17 protein-coding genes are annotated in these 19,473 nt (G+C 60.9%); 13 read left to right on the forward strand and 4 right to left on the reverse strand.

The window, feature by feature from the left end; translation table 11 throughout:
* Positions 1-210: 210 nt before the first annotated feature.
* Positions 211-1,884 (forward strand): Na/Pi cotransporter family protein, encoded by a 1,674-nt coding sequence (locus ACMX25_RS15520; RefSeq protein ID WP_414950857.1) that lies wholly within the window; start codon positions 211-213, stop codon positions 1,882-1,884.
* Between the two features lie 18 nt (positions 1,885-1,902).
* Here the strand turns inward: ACMX25_RS15520 and ACMX25_RS15525 are convergent, their stop codons facing one another.
* A complete protein-coding gene (locus ACMX25_RS15525; RefSeq protein ID WP_277038182.1) occupies positions 1,903-2,673 on the reverse strand; it encodes a DeoR/GlpR family DNA-binding transcription regulator in 771 nt (256 codons plus the stop codon).
* A gap of 518 nt (positions 2,674-3,191) precedes the next feature.
* On the opposite strand from ACMX25_RS15525, the gene ACMX25_RS15530 reads away from it, so the two are divergent.
* From ACMX25_RS15530 to ACMX25_RS15555, 6 genes are all read left to right on the forward strand, one after another.
* On the forward strand, positions 3,192-4,331 hold the full coding sequence (locus tag ACMX25_RS15530) for an ABC transporter substrate-binding protein (protein WP_414950859.1): 1,140 nt from the start codon (positions 3,192-3,194) through the stop codon (positions 4,329-4,331).
* Between the two features lie 215 nt (positions 4,332-4,546).
* Positions 4,547-5,410, forward strand: coding sequence for an ABC transporter permease (locus ACMX25_RS15535; RefSeq protein ID WP_231937196.1), 864 nt, complete (start codon positions 4,547-4,549; stop codon positions 5,408-5,410).
* Positions 5,407-6,240, forward strand: coding sequence for an ABC transporter permease (locus tag ACMX25_RS15540; RefSeq protein ID WP_414950860.1), 834 nt, complete (start codon positions 5,407-5,409; stop codon positions 6,238-6,240). Before ACMX25_RS15535 ends, ACMX25_RS15540 begins: the two co-directional genes overlap by 4 nt.
* 14 nt (positions 6,241-6,254) lie before the next feature.
* Positions 6,255-7,322 (forward strand): ABC transporter ATP-binding protein, encoded by a 1,068-nt coding sequence (locus ACMX25_RS15545; RefSeq protein WP_414950862.1) that lies wholly within the window; start codon positions 6,255-6,257, stop codon positions 7,320-7,322.
* A 433-nt stretch (positions 7,323-7,755) separates the two neighbouring features.
* Positions 7,756-8,061 carry a BrnA antitoxin family protein gene (locus ACMX25_RS15550; protein WP_414950864.1) on the forward strand — a complete coding sequence of 102 codons (306 nt, stop codon included), beginning with the start codon at positions 7,756-7,758 and terminating at the stop codon, positions 8,059-8,061.
* A gap of 255 nt (positions 8,062-8,316) precedes the next feature.
* Positions 8,317-8,862: a hypothetical protein gene (locus tag ACMX25_RS15555; protein ID WP_414950865.1), complete on the forward strand. Its 546-nt coding sequence runs from the start codon at positions 8,317-8,319 to the stop codon at positions 8,860-8,862.
* A gap of 16 nt (positions 8,863-8,878) precedes the next feature.
* Here ACMX25_RS15555 and ACMX25_RS15560 read toward each other — a convergent pair whose 3' ends face one another.
* A complete protein-coding gene (locus ACMX25_RS15560) occupies positions 8,879-9,235 on the reverse strand; it encodes a hypothetical protein (RefSeq protein WP_414950866.1) in 357 nt (118 codons plus the stop codon).
* 370 nt (positions 9,236-9,605) lie between these two features.
* Here ACMX25_RS15560 and mprF point away from each other — a divergent pair, with 370 nt between their 5' ends.
* Together mprF and ACMX25_RS15570 are read left to right on the forward strand one after the other, a co-directional pair.
* Positions 9,606-12,200, forward strand: coding sequence for a bifunctional lysylphosphatidylglycerol flippase/synthetase MprF (mprF, locus tag ACMX25_RS15565; RefSeq protein WP_414950867.1), 2,595 nt, complete (start codon positions 9,606-9,608; stop codon positions 12,198-12,200).
* Positions 12,197-13,462: a virulence factor family protein gene (locus ACMX25_RS15570; protein ID WP_414950868.1), complete on the forward strand. Its 1,266-nt coding sequence runs from the start codon at positions 12,197-12,199 to the stop codon at positions 13,460-13,462. The genes mprF and ACMX25_RS15570 overlap by 4 nt, the downstream gene beginning before the upstream one ends.
* 26 nt (positions 13,463-13,488) lie before the next feature.
* Here ACMX25_RS15570 and ACMX25_RS15575 read toward each other — a convergent pair whose 3' ends face one another.
* On the reverse strand, positions 13,489-14,004 hold the full coding sequence (locus tag ACMX25_RS15575; RefSeq protein ID WP_414950869.1) for a DUF1993 domain-containing protein: 516 nt from the start codon (positions 14,002-14,004) through the stop codon (positions 13,489-13,491).
* Between the two features lie 268 nt (positions 14,005-14,272).
* Between ACMX25_RS15575 and ACMX25_RS15580 the strand changes: the two genes are divergently transcribed.
* Both ACMX25_RS15580 and ACMX25_RS15585 read left to right on the forward strand, forming a co-directional pair.
* Positions 14,273-15,736, forward strand: coding sequence for a M20 family metallopeptidase (locus ACMX25_RS15580; RefSeq protein WP_414950870.1), 1,464 nt, complete (start codon positions 14,273-14,275; stop codon positions 15,734-15,736).
* A gap of 135 nt (positions 15,737-15,871) precedes the next feature.
* A complete protein-coding gene (locus tag ACMX25_RS15585; protein WP_414950872.1) occupies positions 15,872-16,966 on the forward strand; it encodes a malate/lactate/ureidoglycolate dehydrogenase in 1,095 nt (364 codons plus the stop codon).
* A 55-nt stretch (positions 16,967-17,021) separates the two neighbouring features.
* Here the strand turns inward: ACMX25_RS15585 and ACMX25_RS15590 are convergent, their stop codons facing one another.
* Positions 17,022-17,924 (reverse strand): NAD-dependent epimerase/dehydratase family protein, encoded by a 903-nt coding sequence (locus tag ACMX25_RS15590; RefSeq protein WP_414950873.1) that lies wholly within the window; start codon positions 17,922-17,924, stop codon positions 17,022-17,024.
* A 120-nt stretch (positions 17,925-18,044) separates the two neighbouring features.
* Between ACMX25_RS15590 and ACMX25_RS15595 the strand changes: the two genes are divergently transcribed.
* On the forward strand, positions 18,045-18,950 hold the full coding sequence (locus ACMX25_RS15595; RefSeq protein WP_414950874.1) for a LysR family transcriptional regulator: 906 nt from the start codon (positions 18,045-18,047) through the stop codon (positions 18,948-18,950).
* Between the two features lie 51 nt (positions 18,951-19,001).
* A complete protein-coding gene (locus tag ACMX25_RS15600; RefSeq protein WP_414950875.1) occupies positions 19,002-19,391 on the forward strand; it encodes a RidA family protein in 390 nt (129 codons plus the stop codon).
* Positions 19,392-19,473: the final 82 nt, after the last annotated feature.

The following is a 19,473-nucleotide window of genomic DNA, read 5'->3' on the forward strand; positions in this document are numbered from 1 at the left end:
CCCTTGATTGCGGGTGAAAAGCAGGTAAATAGCAGGTAAGCGGTGGGTAATCAGGTCGCCGGACCATACTGCCGGGCGCAGGCTACCCAGGCCGGTTCGATCCTAGCTTTAAATACCCAAAAGTACAACAATGCAAAATTGTACAACTCATTTGCGTGGCATCATGGCACGGATGGCAGTACAGTCGGAACGAACAACGGACGTAGCCACATGTTGATCCTCTTGAATATTTTGTCGGGCGTCGCGTTGCTCGTGTGGGGCACGCATATTGTCCGGACCGGCATCCTGCGGGTCTTCGGCGCTGAATTGCGGCGCGTGTTGGGACGCAGTGCGAACAGCCGCTTCCGGGCGTTCGGCGCAGGCTTGTGCGTGACGAGTCTGGTCCAGAGCAGCAATGCGACCGCGGTGCTGGCTTCGTCGTTCGCGGCGCAAGGCCTGTTGCCGCTCGCTCCGGGACTTGCGATCATGCTCGGCGCAGATGTCGGCACCGCACTGATGTCGCGCGTGCTCACGCTCGATCTCTCGTGGCTGTCGCCCATCCTGCTGCTCGGCGGCGTGATCGCATTCCTGTCGTTCAAACAGACTCGCACGGGCCAGGTGGGGCGCACGGTTATCGGGCTGGGGCTGATCCTGCTGGCGCTGCACCTGATCGTGGAGGCCGCGCAGCCCGTGATGCAGGGCGAGGGCGTGAAGGTCATGTTCGGCGCGCTGACGGGTGACTCCATGCTCGACACGCTGGTAGGGGCGGCCTTCGCCATGATCTCCTACTCCAGTCTTGCGGCGGTCCTGCTGACGGCGACGCTGGCGTCCTCGGGCGTGATCTCGCTGAAGGTGGCGGTGTGCCTCGTGATTGGGGCTAACCTGGGTAGCGGCCTCCTGGCCGTGATCGGCACGCTGGGACAAAACCCGGCCGGCCGCCGTCTCGCGCTCGGTAACGTGCTGTTCAAGCTGGCCGGTGCATTGATCGTGCTGCCGTTCGCGCCGTGGATCGCACAAGGCATTGGCGCGTTGATCCCGTATCCGCGCGAGGCGGTGATCACATTCCATCTTCTATACAACCTGGTGCGCTGCGTAGCGTGCATGCCGCTGATCGATCCGGTCTCGCGCCTGTGTATCCGGCTGCTGCCGGACCGGCCCGAAGCGAACCCGGAACTACGGCCGCTGTATCTGGATCCTGTCGCGCTCTCCACGCCCACGCTTGCGCTGGCGAACGCCGCGCGCGAAGCGCTTCGCATAGGCGACATCATCCGTACCATGCTCGACAACCTGCTCGACATGATGCGGGCCAACGACCCGGTCAAGGCACGCTCGACCATCCGCATGGACGACGACGTCGATCAGCTCTATGCAGCGGTAAAGACCTATCTGGCGCGCATTTCGCGTGAGCAGCTTGACGAAGCGGATAGCCGGCGCTGGACCGACATCATTACGCTGACGATCAACCTGGAGCATGCTGGGGACATCATCGAGCGGGTGGTGACCAATATTCTTGAGAAGAAGATTACGCACCGGCTCGCGTTTTCGCCCGAGGGTCTGAGCGAGCTGGAAGACCTGCATTCGCGCGTGATCCTGACCTTGCAACTCGGCCTGAGCGTATTTCTTAATAGCGACTTGCGCAGCGCCGAGCGCTTGCTGGCCGAGAAGGAACGGTTTCGCGATCTCGAGCGCAGTTATTCGTATGCGCACCTGGATCGGCTGGCCGGGCAGAGCGCTCGCAGCATTGAAACCAGTGCGTTGCATCTCGACATCATCAGCGACCTCAAGCGCCTCAACTCGCTGTTCTGCTCGACGGCCTATCCGGTGCTCGACGCAGCCGGCGCGTTGCGCGACACGCGCTTGCGCCGCCGGGTGCTCGACGCCACCTACGGGAATGACGGCGTTTAAACGACGGCGTCTAAAACGCTAAGCCAGAATCACTTGCGGCAGCTTCTTGCGCAGTGACAGCAGCGCCGGACCTTCGGCGCCTTTCTTGTTGGTGATCAGGATATCCACGCGATTGATCGGGCAGAACGCAATCCTGCTGCACTGTCCGATCTTGCTGTAGTCGGCCAGGATCACGACCCGGTCGGCGTGCGCAACCATCGCACGGGCTACTTCGGTTTCCGCGTGATCGAAGTTGGTCGCACCATGCCGGTGATCGATGGCGACCGGCGAGAGCAACGCCACGTCAGCGCGATACCTGAGGATTTCGGAGACCGTCGTGCCGCCCACCGTGGCGAACGCCCGGTCGCTGATGGAGCCGCCTAGCAGGATGATCTCGTTGCTTGACTCGGTCTTTTCGCCGGTCGCCCGCATCTTCTGGGCGACGTCGATGGAGTTCGTGATGATGGTCAGGTTAGCCAGCTTCGCGAGTTCTTCGGCCAGGATGGCGGTGGTCGTGCCGGCATCGATGAACAAGGTTTGTCCACTGCTGACCAGCGCCGTGGCGGCCCGCGCGATGGCGTTCTTCGACTTGACGTGTGTATGGCTGCGCTCGGCGATCGGCGCTTCGTCAGCCGGACGCGTCACGCCGCCATGTACCCGCCGCAATTCACCCAATGCTTCCAGATCCACCAGATCGCGCCTGACCGTCTCGCGCGACACACCGAGCTCGGCCATGATGCGCTCGGTCGACACGCGTTCAAGCGTAGCGAGCAGCGCGCGAATTCTCTGATGACGATCTTCCTGCCACATGCTGTATTCCCGAGCGTTCAAGTCGAATGGATATTAGTGAAAACGAGCACACGCTGGCTGATGAAGTTGCAAGCGCAGTTGCAAACTGCCGATCCACGCCGATCCAGTTAGGCAGCCTAAGGCTTTGTGAGCGGACAATGTGTCGCCCGTGTGTCGCCAATATTAATTGGCTGCTGAGCGCCGTACGTTAGTTCAGTTACTAGAAAATCCAGTGAAAGATTAACAAGAACTGGCGCTGCCAAGGTTGCATTTTTTTGGATACTTGCGAATTTGGGTATTTGATCTTAGTCTCTCCGTCACGCTCGCGGATAGTTCCCTTCGACCTCCCGCAGTGCCTGAAACGAGTCCTGAATTGCTGTCTTTTTCACCGTCGTCATCGTTCTTAAACATTTGGCCGCCAGAGTCGCGTGCGCGTCAAATGTGAGTGCGCATTAAAAAACAAGTTTCGGACTATGCAGCATGGACGCAGCACGCAACTTTCCAAAAACGTAAGCACGCAGGCAGAGGATGGAAACATCATGAATCAAGACGGGTTGCGAGTGACCTCCACATTTCGCCGCTTGAGCGGCCGGGCATCCATCACGGCCGCTATCGCCGCCCTGACCGCGGTGGCGGGGCAGGCCGTGGCGGCGCCGCCGGCGTCCCTTATCGCTGCTGCGAAGAAGGAAGGCCAGTTGACCACGATCGCATTGCCGCACGACTGGTGCGGTTATGGCGCGTTGATCGAAGGCTTCAAGGCGAAGTACGGCATCACGGTGAACGAGCTGAATCCGGACGCTGGTTCGGGCGACGAAGTAGAAGCCATCAAGGCGAACAAGGGCAACACGGGACCGCAGGCGCCGGACGTGATCGACGTCGGTTTGTCGTTTGGACCGACGGCACAGGCCGCCGGCTTGCTGCAGCCTTACAAGGTGTCGACGTGGGCAAGCATTCCGGATTCGGCCAAGGAGAAGGACGGCTATTGGTACGGTGATTACTACGGCGTGCTGGCGTTTGAAGTGAACACCGACATGATCGACAAGGTCCCGGCTGATTGGGCCGACCTGCTCAAGTCCGACTACAAGAATGCAGTTGCGCTCGCGGGCGACCCGCGCTCCGCTAACCAGGCCATTCAAGCTGTGTATGCAGCCGGTCTGTCGCAAAGCAAGGGCGATGCATCGAAGGCGGGCGCTGCGGGCTTGAGCTTCTTCAGCACATTGAACAAGAACGGCAACTTCGTGCCGGTGATCGGCAAGGCCGCGTCGCTGGCGCAGGGCACCACGCCGATCATTGTGCGCTGGGACTACAACGCGCTGGCCGATCGCGATACGCTGAAGGGCAATCCGAAGGTGGCCGTAGTCGTGCCGAAGACGGGCGTGGTGGCCGGCGTCTACGTGCAGGGTATCAGCGCTTATGCACCGCACCCGAATGCTGCGAAGCTGTGGATGGAATACCTGTACTCGGACGAAGGCCAGATTGGCTGGCTCACCGGCTACTGTCATCCGATCCGCTTCAAGGATCTCGAAGCGAACAAGAAGATCCCGGCAGCGCTGCTCGCCAAGCTGCCGCCGCCGTCGGCCTACAAGAACGTGGTGTTCCCGACGCTCGACGAGCAAAACGCTTCGAAGGCGCTCATCACGAAGCAGTGGGATCAAGTGGTTGGCGCCAACGTGAAGTAACTGCCTGAGCCGTACACGATTGGTACACGAGGTAACGTAGTGCACGGTTAGCCGGACTTCACGTCCGGCTAACCTTCCGGTTCGCGCTTTGTGCTTTTCTCCAGCGCGGCCTGTCAGTCAAGAGCGACATCATGAGCACTTCATCGAAGATCGCCACGCCCATGTCCGGACATGAGGAGCGCGAGGGTCAGTCGAACCCGTCGCTCGGTCCCGGCATGAAGGCGGCGCGACGCGTGTCGCCCGCATGGAATTATCTCGGCGTCTTACCGTTTTTTGCGTTTGCCGTTTTGTTCTTGTTGCTGCCCACTGCATGGCTGATGGTCGGGGCATTCCAGGACCCGCAAGGCCATTTCACGCTTGAGAATTTCCGCCAGTTGCTGCAACCCAGCGTGCTCGACGCGTACTGGATCAGTTTCAAGGTCAGCGCGGCATCGGCGTTAGGCGGTGGCGTACTCGGACTCCTGCTGGCGTGGGCCGCTGTGCAGGGCAAGCTGCCGGTGTGGATTCGCCCGACTTTGATGACGTTTTCCGGCGTGGCGTCGAACTTCGCGGGCGTCCCGCTCGCGTTTGCGTTCATCTGTACGCTTGGGCGCGTCGGGCTCGTCACGGTGCTGCTGAAGAAGTACGTTGGCATCAACCTGTATTCAACAGGCTTCAGCATCCTGAGCTTCACGGGGCTGACGCTGACCTACCTGTACTTCCAGATTCCGCTGATGGTTCTCATCATCACGCCCGCGCTCGATGGCCTGAAGCGCGAATGGCGCGAGGCCTGCGATTGTCTGGGCGGCAGTGCTTACCATTACTGGATGTTCGTCGCGCTGCCCGTTCTCTGGCCGAGCGTACTCGGCGCCACGCTGCTGCTGTTCGCGAATGCGTTCGGCGCGGTGGCAACAGCATATGCGCTCACGGGCAGCTCGCTCAACATCGTGCCGATCGTGCTGTATGCGCAGATTCGCGGCGACGTGCTGCACAACGAAAATCTCGGTTATGCGCTCGCGCTCGGCATGGTGCTGGTGACCGGCTTGTCCAACGGTGGTTATATCTGGTTGCGCTCACGCGCTGAAAGGGGCCGTCGATGAGCAGCATTACCACAGCCAATCCGGCACCGGACAACAAGGTACGGGCCCAAACGCGGGCTGGCGCCTGGATCGCCATGATCGTTGGCGCGCTGTACTTCCTGCTGCCGCTCGCGGCCACCGTGGATTTCAGCTTGAAGATGCGGCGCGGTGAATACAGCTTCGACGCTTACCGCGTTGTCCTGACCGATCCTCATTTCCAGGCGTCGTTCGGCTACTCGATCATGATGGGCGTGTTCGCCATCGTGCTTGGCGTGCTGCTGGTTGTCCCGACCGCCTATTGGGTGCAGTTGCGCTTGCCGAAGCTGCGTCCGCTGATCGAGTTCATCACGCTGCTGCCGCTGGTGATTCCCGCTATCGTGATCGTGTTCGGCTATCTGCATATCTACAACAGCAGTTCGTTCCTGCCGCTCACCGGGAATGAACGCGCGACCGATTTCCTGCTGATCTGCGGGTACGTCACGCTGTGTTTGCCCTACATGTACCGCTCCGTCGATGCAGGCCTGCGTGCCGTCGATGTCCGCTCGCTCACCGAAGCCGCCGAATGCCTCGGGGCGAACTGGCCGACGATCCTCTTCAAGATCATCTTTCCGAATGTGCGCTCCGGGATCCTGTCGGGCGCGTTCCTGACCTTCGCGGTGGTCATCGGCGAATTCACGCTGGCGAGCTTGCTCAACCGTCCGGCGTTCGGGCCGTATCTGCAGCTGATTGGCGCGAACCGGGCGTATGAACCGTCGGCGCTCGCGATCATCGCATTTGCTATTACGTGGGCCTCGATGGGGCTTATTCAGGTCTTCGGCTCGGCGCGCGCTCTCGCCGGACAAAAAATTTAAAGGGCAGGCTTGTCATGGCACTTCTCGAGATCGAAAACCTTTCCAAGACGTTCGGTACGAACACAGTGCTGCATCAGTTCGATATGCAAATCGAACGCGGCGAATTCATCACCTTCCTCGGGCCGTCGGGTTGCGGCAAAACGACGGTGCTACGGATGATCGCCGGCTTTGAAACGCCCACGCGCGGTACGATCAAGCTCGCCGGTCGTGACGTCACCCATGTGCGCACGCGGCAACGCAAGGTCGGCATGGTGTTCCAGTCGTACGCGCTGTTTCCGAACATGACGGTGGCGGACAACATCGGCTTCGGGCTGAAGGTGCTGGGGCGGCCGCAGGCAGAGATCAAAGGGCGCGTGAAGGAAATGCTCGAGCTGATCAAGCTGCCTCACTTGGCCGATCGGTATCCGTGGCAAATGTCGGGTGGTCAGCAGCAACGGGTGGCCCTTGCGCGCGCACTGGCCAACAAACCGCAGGTGCTGTTGCTCGACGAACCGCTCTCGGCTCTGGATGCAAAGATTCGTGTTTCGTTGCGTGAGGACATTCGCAGCCTGCAGCGCGAACTGGGCATTACTTCGATTTTCGTGACGCACGATCAGGAAGAGGCGCTGTCGATTTCTGACCGGATCGTGGTGATGAACGAAGGGCGCGTGGAGCAGATCGGCACACCGTCAGAGATCTATAACTTTCCGCGTACGCGGTTCGTGGCGTCGTTTGTCGGAACGTTGAACTTGCTATCGGGGCAGGTGGTGGATCCGGCAAGCGGGAAGATCGTGGTTGGCGGCCAGGAGTTGCGAACGTCGCACGCACTCAATTCCGGCGATGCCGGCAAGCAGCGGATGCTCGCGGTCCGACCCGAGGCGATCGTGCTCGAAGCCCCGGCGAACGGTCGCAATACGCTTGCAGCTACCGTGGAGGAGGTCAATTTCCTTGGCGCCGTGGTGCGGATCAGAACACGCGTGGACCAGTCCGTGATTTCCCTCGATGTCTTCAACGACCCGAATCGGCGTCTACCGGAACGCGGACAACCTGTGGCACTTGGGTTCTCGCATGAAAACTTGCTGGTGCTGGAGGAGGGGGCTTGAGCAGTTGGCTAGCTGAAGCGCCGGAAGCGTTCTGAAGACAGGCGCTGGTTCAAGAGGCCGCTTTGCATTGCGCAGGCGGCCTTTTCGTTTGGACACGGACGGGACTGCAGGCCGGACGGTTAATTTCAGTAGCTACAAAAAGTAGTTGTGCAGCACTGCTTTATGCATCTACAATAAGTGGATGGAAATTGCATTCGCTCGCGTGAAAGACGCCGCTAACTTGCAAAAGCACGGCGTCTCGCTGGTCGATGCAGTTCATCTTGACTGGTCGAGCCTGTTGACTACGACCGATACCCGCCGTGACTACGGTGAAGATCGGTATCAAGGCTTTGGAGATATTGCGGCCGGTTGTACTTCGTGGCGTTCACACCCCGTGACGACACCATGCGGGTTATCAGCTTTCGAAAAGCAAATAACCGGGAGATACACGACTATGAGCAAAATTAAATTGAGGCGAAACACGCCGGAAGAAGAAGCCGCGATCAATCGCGGTATTGCCGCTGACCCCGACGCGGAGTCGCTGTCGGCGCAAGAGACGAAGGCGTTGCGCCCGTTGCCGGAAGTGATGGCCGAACGTCGCATGGGACGCCCTCCGAAAGAGCATCGGAAGGAGCAGGTCAGCGTGCGTTATGACGCGGATGTGATTGCAGCCTTCCGCGCGACGGGCGAAGGCTGGCAAACGCGCATGAACAACGCGCTGCGCACTTATCTCAGCGAGCATCCGTTAAAAGCGGCTTGAGCATAAACAAGAATCGGCGCGCGAACCGCGAACAAGCGTGGTCGCTTGGCGAGTCCTGAAACTGCGCGCCGTTTCATTCTGAAAAAAATCGATAGAGAAGCATCAGGGCCGTTCCGGATCTCAGCGCCGGAATGGCTCTTGTTTTTCGGGGTGTCGTTACCGTCCAATCACCCTTCCTAAAATCGGCACAATCTACGCGCTCGTCTCAAAATGTTAAGGTAGTGCTCGGTTTATTTTGAGACGGACAGCAAAAGCGTGATTTTCACCACCTATTTGAAGGCTCCTGGCGTTTGCATCGCCGCATCTATTCTCTTTCTTGGCGCCTGTGCGCCCTTGCCTCCCAACGACAACGCCAGCAGCGCGCAGCCCGCGTCAAGCGTCGCGCCGGTGGTCGCCGCCAAACCGCAACCCGCGGCACGACGTTCAGCGCAGGTCGATGCCTCCGGCGCGCCCGCCGCGCAAAGCATCGAAGTCGGCGGGCCTGCTGGCTACCATACGGAAGTCTCCATTACGCCGCCCAAGCAGGTCTGCGATCTGGACGCGTTTGCCGACGGTGTCGAATATGGCTACGCCTACACGTGGAATCGCCTCGTGATGGAGCAGGTGCGCGACGGCGGCAAGACCGCCAGTGCGCCGCCGCCCCAGTTCGATCCGTCAGCCATCCGTTTGCAGGACGAGCAGTACAAGATCGTGTGGAATGGCGACAAGCGGGTGAATGCGTGCGCGTCGGATGGTTATCTGATCGGGCGCATCGTGGGCACGCACAAGGCTTACACCGATCTCAAGGGCGCGGCGAGCTGATTCAGTCCCGCGTCGTTTAGTCGCATTTGTGGGCGTCGGCCACGTAGACTGACGCGCCCACGATATCGCCGTAAATTGTATATCCCGTCCCGTTCGCCGATGGTTCTGCGTCGATCAGCAACATGGTCTGGCCGCTCGCGCCGTGCACGGTGATTACATCGCCGTCCTGGTTCGGCGAATACTCGCCGGTCTTCAACGGCCGCGCGGCCCATTTCGCTTTCACGCAGGCCACGAACGTCAGCGTCTTGAGCTTCGATGTCCCCGAGCCGACGGGCACTGTCTTGATCAGCGAATCGTATTGGGTCACACAGGCGCTCAGGGCGAAGACGGCGACAGAAAGGGTCACGGCGGCGGCGAGGCGTTGCGTTTTCATACGGTAGAACCTTTTATCGATGATAAATGCCGCGCCTGAGGGTGTTCCCGGGGGCGTGCATCGGAGCCAAGATGCTAACCGCTCGCCCGATCAGGTGTGAAGAAAACCGCCGAAATCTGTGAAAAGCGGGTGCAAAACCGCTGCTGGACTTGTCCAAACGGCATAGACTCGCACACTTTTCTTAAGTCCCGTCAACCTACGCCGTTATACAGCCGTTGCTAACCGTAACGTTCTATTCAGGATTCTGAAATCTGAGTGAGCGTCGGATAGACGCAAAACGGTCCCGGCATCTGCCGATCAGAACCAAGAACCAACAAAACGCCTACAAGCCGCAAGGCCAGAAGGCGTTGAAGCAAGTCCGGTAATCAGCATGTCTCGCAGAAATAGTGTCAGTTCAAACCCGTTGTTGGAATCGCTGCTTCGTTGGTCGAAAGCGTGGCGATTGCAGCGGTTCACCGCGCCTGTTTTGGCGCTGATCGTGTGTGCGTTGCTGCTGGTGGTGTTCCAGCATCTGTCGCACGCCGTCGACTATAAAACGGTCGTTCACGAATTGCGCGCGCTTCGCTTCGAAGCGTGGGCTGGGGCGCTTGCCGCCACCGTGCTGAGTTATGTGGCATTGGCTGGCCGCGACGCCGTCGGCCTGCGCTACCTCGACGTCAAAGTACCCCGTTCGGTGCTGTGGGTCGGCTCGACAGTCGCTTCCGCACTGGGCAACGCGACCGGTTTCGGCGCGCTGACCGGCGGCGCGGTGCGCTGCCGCGTGTATGGCGTCGCAGGTGTCACGACCGCGCAGGTCGGCCGCCTGACGGTGTTCACGAGCGTCACGCTGGCGCTCGCGCTGGCGTTGATGACAGCGATCGGCATGGTGTGCGCCGCCAATACCTTGGCCGCCATGCTGCATGCATCGGCGGATATCTTGCGAGTCAGCGGCGGCGCGGTCCTGATCGGTTTCGCGGTCATGATCGTGCTGTGCCGCGCCGCTCCCCGGACCCTGCAAACGCGCTGGGGCTGGCTTGCTTTCACCATTCCGGCACGTCGCGACCTGGTTGCGCAGCTCTTGCTCGCCGCCCTTGATGTATGCGCCGCAGCGCTCGCGCTGTGGGCCGTGCTGCCGCACGCCCAAGTGGGCTTCGGCGAATTCCTGACGGTGTTTTCCGCGGCCATGCTGCTCGGCATGATCGGCCACACGCCCGGCGGTGTCGGCGTGTTCGAGGCTGCGATGGTGTTCGCGCTCGGCGGCAGCGTGAATACCCCCGAGATGCTGGCTGCGCTGCTCGCCTATCGCGCGATCTATTTCGGCCTGCCCTTGATCGCCGCCACGTTCGTCCTGGCGGCTTTCGAAGGCCGCGCGCTCAAGGGACGTTTCGCGTTTTTGAATCCATCGAATGTGTCGCAGCTCGCGCCTGTGTTCCTGAGCGTGGTGACCTTCGTGGTCGGCGGCATGCTCGTGATTTCCGGCGCCACGCCCGCGTTCGGCAAACGGATCGAGGCGCTGCAAGCCGTGTTGCCGTTGTGGGTGCTCGAAAGCTCGCAACTGCTGGGAAGCGTGCTGGGCGTCGTTCTGCTGTTCGTTGCGCGCGGTTTGCTGCGTCGTCTCGATGCCGCCTGGTGGCTCGCCATCACGCTCGCCGTGGCCAACCTGGCGTTGTCGATGGCAAAGGGGCTGGCGTTTGTCGAAACCGGCGTGCTCGCGATGCTGATCACGTTGTTGCTCGCTACCCGCGACCGCTTTAACCGGCGCTCGTCGCTGCTGGCTGAGCGCTTCACGGCGAGCTGGCTGGTGTCGGTGGGCATCGTGATCGGGCTGGCGGTCTGGATCATGTTGTTCGCTTTTCGCGATGTCAATTACAGCCGCGACCTCTGGTGGCAATTCGCCTTCGACGAACGCGCGCCGCGCGCGTTGCGCGCGACGCTCGCGGCGGGTTTGTTCGCGGCGCTGTTCGCCGTGTGGCAGTTACTGCGTCCGGCGGCCGGCCGCTTCGAGAAACCCGCGCCGCAAGACTTGCTCGATGCCGCGTGCATTTTCCGCGCGCAGGAACGCAGCGACGCCGGCCTCGCGATGATGGGCGACAAGAGTTTCCTGTTCTCGACCTCGCGCGAGGCGTTCCTGATGTACGCGAAACACGGCCGCACCTGGGCCGCGTTGCACGATCCGGTCGGGCCGCGCCGCGAATGGGCGGAGCTGATCCGCCGCTTCGTGGAAATGGCGCACGCGCACAATGGTCGCGCCGCGTTCTATCAGGTTCGCGCCGACGCACTTCCGCTTTACCTCGATGCCGGTCTCACGCTGATGAAACTCGGCGAGGAGGCGCATGTGGTGCTGGAAGATTTCGACCTGAAGGGCTCGCATCGCGCTCATTTGCGATACGCGCTGAAGCGTGGTGAACGTGATGGTTTCGACGTCGAAGTCATCGATAGCCAGCACGTGCCTGACGCCATGCCGGTCCTGCGCGAGATATCAAACGCGTGGCTCGGCAGCCGCGAAGCGCGGGAAAAGAGCTTTTCGGTAGCGGCCTTCACCGACGATTACCTCGCTGCGCAGTCGGTGTTGCTGGTGCGCCAGGAAGGCAAGCCGGTCGCGTTCGTCACGTTCATGACAACCGACCTGAATACCGAAGCCACGGTCGGCGTGATGCGGCATGTGCCCGACGCGTCGCCGTACGCGATGGAATACCTGTTCACGAAGCTCGCGCTGCATTTGAAGCAGGCCGGGTTCCAGACCTTGAGCCTGGGCATTGCGCCGTTGTCCGGCATGCAGCCGACACCGCTTGCTTCGCCGTGGCATCGGCTGGCTGGCCTGGTTTGGCGGTTTGGCGGACGTTTCTATAATTTCAGGGGCTTGCGCGGTTTCAAGAGCAAGTTCCAGCCGCGTTGGGAACCGCGTTATCTCGCGGCATCCGGCTCGGTCGGCGTGTTTTTCACACTCGCAGATCTCTCGTTGCTGGCGGGAGGCTGGCGTTCATGATTTTCTTCAAGAAGTTGGCGGTTGTTTTGTTGTTGTCGGTCTCAATGGCGCACGAAATGGCCCATGCCGGCACCTTGCCGGGCGGTCGCTATGGCGACGTGACGTTCACGAAACCCACCGGTTCGATGCGCGGTTTTGTCGTGCTGTTCTCCGACAAAAACTGGACCCCCGCCGACACGCAAACCGCCGAGGCATTGGCCAAAAATGGCGCGATGGTGGTTGGCGTCGACACGGCGCGTTACGCGGCGAAGTTGCCAGCGGAGAAGGAGACTTGCCACATCCTGGTGGGCGATGCCGAGTCGGTCAGCCATCAGCTTGAACGCGAAGTGCAATCGAGCCGATATTTCTCGCCAATCCTGATGGGCACGGGCCAAGGCGGTGTGCTGGCCACGAAGATCCTGGCCCAGGCGCCGGACAATACAGTCGCGGGCGCACTCGCTTTGAATGCCGATCCGCAACTGGACGCGCGTTTCAACCTGTGCCCGCCCGATCCGACCATCACGCACGCGAAGGGTCTCCCCGGTTTCTTCGATAAAACCACGCAGCCCGCCACTAGCTCACAGGCCGATGCGCTGCTCGCGCTCGCCACGCCGCATCTGAAGGTGGAGCAACTCCGCGACGAAGACGTATCGGATTTGCCGCTCGTGGAACTGCCCGCCGCGCATCCGACGAACCTGCTTGCCATTGTGATTTCCGGCGACGGCGGCTGGCGCGATCTCGATAAAACCATCGCGGAGTCGTTGCAGAAGGATGGGGTATCGGTGATCGGCATCGACAGCTTGCGTTATTTCTGGAGCGCGAAGACGCCTGAGCAGACTGCCCACGACCTTGCACGCGTGATCCAGGCTTACAGCGCGCGCTGGCATTCTGAGCACGTTGCGCTGATCGGCTATTCGTTCGGCGCGGACGTGATGCCTTTCGCCTACAACCGGCTGCCGGATTCGGTGCGCGCGAAAGTGTCGTTTGTATCGTTGATGGGTTTTTCACCCGATGCCGATTTCCAGATCCGCGTCACCGGCTGGCTTGGCATGCCGGCCAGCAAGGACGCGTTTAAAGTTCGGCCCGAACTGGCGAAACTGCCGCCATCGATTGTGCAGTGTATCTACGGCGCGGCCGAGGAAGACACGCTCTGTCCCGCGCTGACGCAGACAGGCATCGAAGTGGTGAAGACCACAGGCGATCATCACTTCGGCGGCGATTACAACGTGCTCGCACGACGCATCCTGGCCAGCTGGCAGAAGCAGATCGCCGCGCGGACCTGACCCGGACCAGGCCGGACTACGCTCGATTACGCGGGCTGGAGCGGCCCGAGAAAATCGAGCTTTCCTACCGGTACGCCGAGGTGCCGGAGGATGTCGTAAGCCGTGACAATATGGAAATAGAAGTTCGCCAGCCCGAACTGGAACAAATACTCTGCGCCGCTGAAATTCAGCTCAAAACCCTTTTGCTTGATGGTCACGACACGCGTGTCGGCGCCGTCAAACGTTGTGGCGTCGATACCTTTCAGGTACGCCGTCGTCTTCAGAATGCGCTCCCGCAGTTCCGCGAAGGTCGTTTCGGTGTCTTCGAAGCGGGGCGCGGCGACGCCTGACAAACGTTCCGCCGATGCCTTCGATGTATCGCTTGCGCGCTGGACTTGCGCCGCGAACGGCAGCATGTCGTCGAATAGCCGTGCGCTCGTGATGTCGCTGTCGCTCAAGCCTTTTTCTTTTGCGTGGGCGGCGGCTTTGTCGAGCAGGGAAGCGAGCACATCGAGGCTGCGGATGAAAACGGGAACGGTCGCGCGATACATTGAAACGGACATAAGGAGGCTCCTGATTTTGATGGGGCCACAAGCATACCGGGACGTCGCCCATAGCGCTTTTTCCGCCGCTTGAGCAGCGTGTTTCCACAGCATGTACGTGCGATTTTCACAGTTGATCCACGCGGGCTTCATGCTTTCGAAACGGCCGCCACACTTGCTTCCAAAGGTGAAAAGCCGCACGCGCAATACGTCGCTCATGAGAAACTGTGCATTCGAATTGCCGCTAAACACGGCTATCATTGACATTTAAACGGCCGGGACGCCCGTCATGAGCTCAGACGATATAACTCAAGAAATACAACGCATCGACCGTGAGGCATTGCGCGAATTCATCGACCGGAAGTGGGACGAAGAAATTCTCCCCGCGCTCACCGACTACATCGCGGTGCCCGCCAAGAGCCCGATGTTCGACCTCGATTGGGCTGGCAACGGGTTTATCGAACGCGTGATTACGGACGCTGCGCAATGGGCTGAACGGCAACCCGTGCGTGGCCTGAAAGTGGAAATCATCCGCTTACCCAATCGAACGCCCGTGATCTTTTTCGAAGCCCCGGCTACGCGTTCGAACAGCAGCGACACCATCGTCCTTTACGGCCATCTCGACAAACAGCCTGAGTTCGACGGCTGGCGTCGTGATCTCGGTCCGTGGTCGCCCAAGTATGAAGACGGCAAACTCTACGGACGCGGCGGCGCGGACGACGGATACGCCACGTACTCTTCAATCAGCGCGATCGCCGCGCTCGATGCGCAAGGCATTGAACGGCCGCGTTGCGTTGGCATTATCGAAACGTGTGAAGAATCGGGCAGCTACGACTTGCTGCCGTATATCGATGCATTGCGTGAGCGGCTCGGCAATGTGAGCCTCGTGATTTGCCTCGATTCCGGTGCAGGCAACTACGATCAGCTCTGGCTGACAACGTCGCTGCGCGGCCTGGTTGCGGGCGACCTGGAAGTGCAAGTGCTCGATGAAGGCATTCACTCCGGCACGAACGGCGGCATTGCGCCGTCCACGTTTCGCATCATGCGCCAGCTGCTGGAACGGCTTGAGGATTCCAGCACCGGCAACCTGCTGCCGAAGGGTTTTCATTGCGATATCCCGTCGCGCCGCTTGAGCGAAGCGGAAGCAACGGCCCGCATTCTCGGCGACGACGTATGGAAGAAACTCCCGTGGACCTGCGGCCAGAATGGCGGCACGGTGTTGCCCGTCACCACGGACCCGCGTGAAGCGCTGCTTGATTCCACGTGGCGGCCGTCGCTGGCGGTGACCGGGGCTGAAGGGCTGCCGTCGCTGATCAATGCGGGCAACGTGCTGCGCCCGCGTACCGCGTTCAAGTTGTCGTTGCGCCTGCCGCCGCTCGTCGAAGCCACGAAAGCGCTTGCCGAACTGAAGGCCATGCTCGAAGCCGATCCGCCCTACAACGCAAAGGTTACGTTCAAGCCCGAGCGCGGCGAAGCAACCGGCTGGAGCGCGCCCGACCTGTCGCCGTGGCTGGGTGACGCGCTCAATGACGCGTCGCGCCGGCATTTCGGCGCGGATGTTGCGTTCCTTGGTCAGGGCGGCACCATTCCGTTGATGAACACATTGCAGGAAGGCTTTCCGCGTTCGCAGTTCATGGTATGCGGCGTGCTGGGACCGAGGTCGAATGCGCACGGTCCGAACGAATTCCTGCATGTGCCTTTCGCGAAGAAACTCACGGCAACGGTGGCCGAGGTGATCGCGGCGACGCCTTGATGGCGGGAGCCCAATCCTGACTTTTTTAGACGGCGCGCAGCTTTTGCGCGCCGTTTTAGTTTGAGCGGTATGGTGACGAACCAGCGCGCCGGTTAGCCTGAACCGCAGTCATTCTTATATTGGAGACACAGTCGCATGAGCACTGAAACCACGCGCGAATCGCGCATCGCCCCGGAAACCTTGCACGCGTTTGTCAGCGCGATATGGACCCACGCCGGCAGCACGCCGCGCGAAGCGCAACTGGTCGCCGATCATTTGGTGATGGCGAATTTGTCGGGACACGATTCGCACGGCGTCGGCATGATTCCGCGCTATATGGCGTCGCTCGCGGACAACGAATTGCAGCTCAATACGCACGCTGAAGTTGTCCGCGATGTTGGCGCGGTGCTGACGATCGATGGCCGCAAGGGCTTCGGCCAGGTCGTGGCGTTTGAAGCGATGGAACTCGGTATCGAGCGGGCGAAAAAGCTCGGCGTGTGCGCGGTCGGTTTGCGCAATGCGCATCACATTGGGCGTATTGGGCATTGGGCGGAGCAGTGCGCGGCAGCCGGCCTTGTGTCGTTTCACTTCGTCAACGTGGCAGGTGATCCGCTGGTTGCGCCGTTTGGGGGGATCGACCGGCGCTTTGGCACGAACCCGTTTTGCGCCGCGTTTCCGCGCGAAGGCAACACGCCGCTGTTGCTCGACTTTGCGACCGCGGGGATCGCTTACGGCAAGACGCGCGTGGCCTTTAACAAGGGCGTGAAGGTCGCGCCCGGCTACCTGATCGACCATGCAGGCGTGCCGACCGTCGAACCGAAAGTCATGCATGAAGCACCGTTTGGTTCGCTCACGGCGATGGGCGCGCACAAAGGGTACGGCCTCGCCGCGATGTGCGAGATTTTCGGCGGCGCGCTGTCGGGCGGATTCACCACGCACGCGGACACGCTGGGGACGACGAACGCGATCATCAATTGCATGACATCGGTGATCGTCGATCCGAATGCCTTCGATGCCCCCAACGCGCAGGCTGAAGCCGATGCGTTCGTCGAATGGGTGAAGGCGTCGCCGCTGGCCGAGGGTACTGAGAGGATCATGGTGCCGGGCGAGCCGGAACAGGCGCGGCGGGCCGATCTCAACGCGAACGGCGTTCCCATCGATCCCACCACGTGGCAGCAAATCCGCGCCGCCGCTGTGCAATCGGGCATGCCGGCGGGAGAGATCGAAGAGTTTGTGCAAGCGTTGAAATGAGCTTGGGCGCGGGCGAGGATTCTTATACCCAGCCCGCGCCGCTTGAACGTACCGGTTAGCTCGTCTGCAACATCTCATTGCTGATCCAGTCAGTCACCGACGTCCGCTTCGGTTCCCAGCCCAGCAGTTCCCGCGCGTGCTTGCCACGCACCCGGCTATTCGATCCCAGCCCGTACGACGCCATTTCGTAGCCCCATTCTTTCTTGGCTTCTTCGAGCGGCCAGTCTTGAGGCGCGCCGAGGCCGAGCGCTTTAGCCATCGCCGCCGTCATATCGCGGAAAGCCGCTTCGCCGCTTTCGACGAAATAGAACGTGCCAGCCGGCGATTTTTCAAGCGCACGCGCGTAGAGATCGGCGACATCGTCAATATGCACGTTCGACCAGATATTGCGTCCCGGCCCCACGTGCCGCACGATGCCGCTTTTTTGCGCCTGGGAAAGCAGACGCGGCAACTGCACGCTCTTCGCGTTGGCCATGGCGCCGTGGCCGTAGATCAGCGTGTTGCACAGCACGGAAGCGCGCACGCCGCGTTTGGCAGCGCCGAGCACGAGGGTATCGATGGCCACGCGCGCGGCTTTATCGGCGGTCGGTTCGGGCAGCGCGTCTTCGTAATAGATCTTGTCCGTTCCTTCGCCACCGGACGCATCGCCGACAATGCTTGAGCCGCTCGTGTGCAGCAGCGGTTTGTTCGAACCTTCGAGTCCTTCGATTAATGCCTCGACCGCACCGCGATGGTCGCTGCTGGCGGCATTGATGACACCATCGGCTGCTTTCGCCTGCGCAATCAGCAATTTCCGGTCGTCCAGGCCGCCGATGACGGGTTCAATGCCCAGCGTCTTGAGTTCGTCCGCCTGTTCCGGGCGACGAATGAGGCCGCTGACCTGATGGCCGTCGCGAACCAGGCGCGCTGCAATCGAGCCGCCGATAAAACCGCCTGCGCCAGTTACGAAAATCTTCATGTCCGTTCTCCAGGTAAGTCATATGGATTTGAGTCGATGCATGCAGTATCCGCGTCTTCGACTTTCGCAGAAACAGTGTTAGTCTCAAATCAATCTTGATTCAGAATCAACAATGAATAGATGAAAACGACGACCGAAGAATTGCTGGCGTTTGTCACCGTGATCGACAGCGGTTCGATCACAGCGGCCGCCGAGGCATTGCAGCAAACCGTGTCGGGCGTTAGCCGGGCACTGACGCGGCTGGAGCACAAACTGGACGCTACGCTGGTGCGGCGCACGACGCGCCGTTTGCAACTCACCGACGAAGGCGAACTCTTTCTTGTGCGCGCCCGCGCCATCCTCACCGCGATGGAAGATGCCGAGGAGTCGATCGCCCGGCAACGCGAGCGTCCGGCGGGGCGGCTGCGGGTCGATGCAGCGTCACCTTTCGTGCTCCATTGCATCGTGCCGCATGTTCAGGCGTTCGCCGCCGCGTATCCGGAGATTGTGCTGGAGCTGAGCAGCAATGAGCGGATTGTCGACTTGATGGAGCAACGCGTGGATATCGCGATCCGGATTGGTGCTTTGCAGGATTCCACGTTGCACGCACGTTCGCTTGGGAGCAGCCGGGTGCGCATCCTGGCGAGCCCGGGGTATCTGGCTGAACACGGGGAGCCACGCACGGTGGCTGAGTTGCGGCGGCATCGGCTGATTGGTTTTACAGCGCCCGATAGCCTGAACGACTGGCCTTTAATCGATGACGACACCGAAAACCGTGACGCGGGCGGGCGCTTCCGGATCGTGCCGGACATTGCGGCATCGAGTGGCGAGACCATGCGGCAACTTGCGCTGGCCGGCGGCGGCATTGTGTCGCTGGCTGCGTACATGACCAACGCCGATGTAACCAGCGGACGCCTGCAGACCGTGATGGACCCCGTTCTGCTCGATGTCCGGCAGCCAATCAGCGCGGTGTTTTACCAGAGCGCCTCCATGGCGGGGCGCGCGAAAGCCTTCCTCGATTTCATCGCCGGACGGTTGGTGCTTTGATGCGCACGACGTATGCTGCCGTTTGTTTTCTTCCATTTCTTGAACGCTTATATGCCTATTGAGCTCATCAACGCGCCAGGCCTGCCCATTCCCGCCGGCCATTACAGCCACGCGACCCGCGCGGGCAATCTTGTTTGTGTATCCGGACAATTGCCTATGCGTCCCGACGGCACCCACACCGGCGACTTGCCGTTCGAACAACAGGCCCAACAGGCGCTCGATAACGTCAGCACGGTGCTGGCGGCGGCCGGCGCGGGGTTGAAGGACGTGATCGAAGTGACGGTTTATCTCGTCGGCGTGGATCACTGGAAGACCTTCAACGAAATCTACGCGCGTCATTTCGGTGACTGGAAACCTGCTCGGGCTGTCGTTCCTGTCGGCGCACTGCATTACGGTTATCTGCTGGAAATCGCTGCGCGGGCCTGGGTGGAACCGGCTTGAGTGGTGGTCTCGAGTTAGCGGTCAGTTCGAACCAAGGCGAGCGCACAGTCGTTCGAATCCCGTTGGCGTAACGCGGCAGCGC

Source organism: Caballeronia eucalypticola, assembly GCF_047608185.1.
GTDB lineage: Bacteria > Pseudomonadota > Gammaproteobacteria > Burkholderiales > Burkholderiaceae > Caballeronia.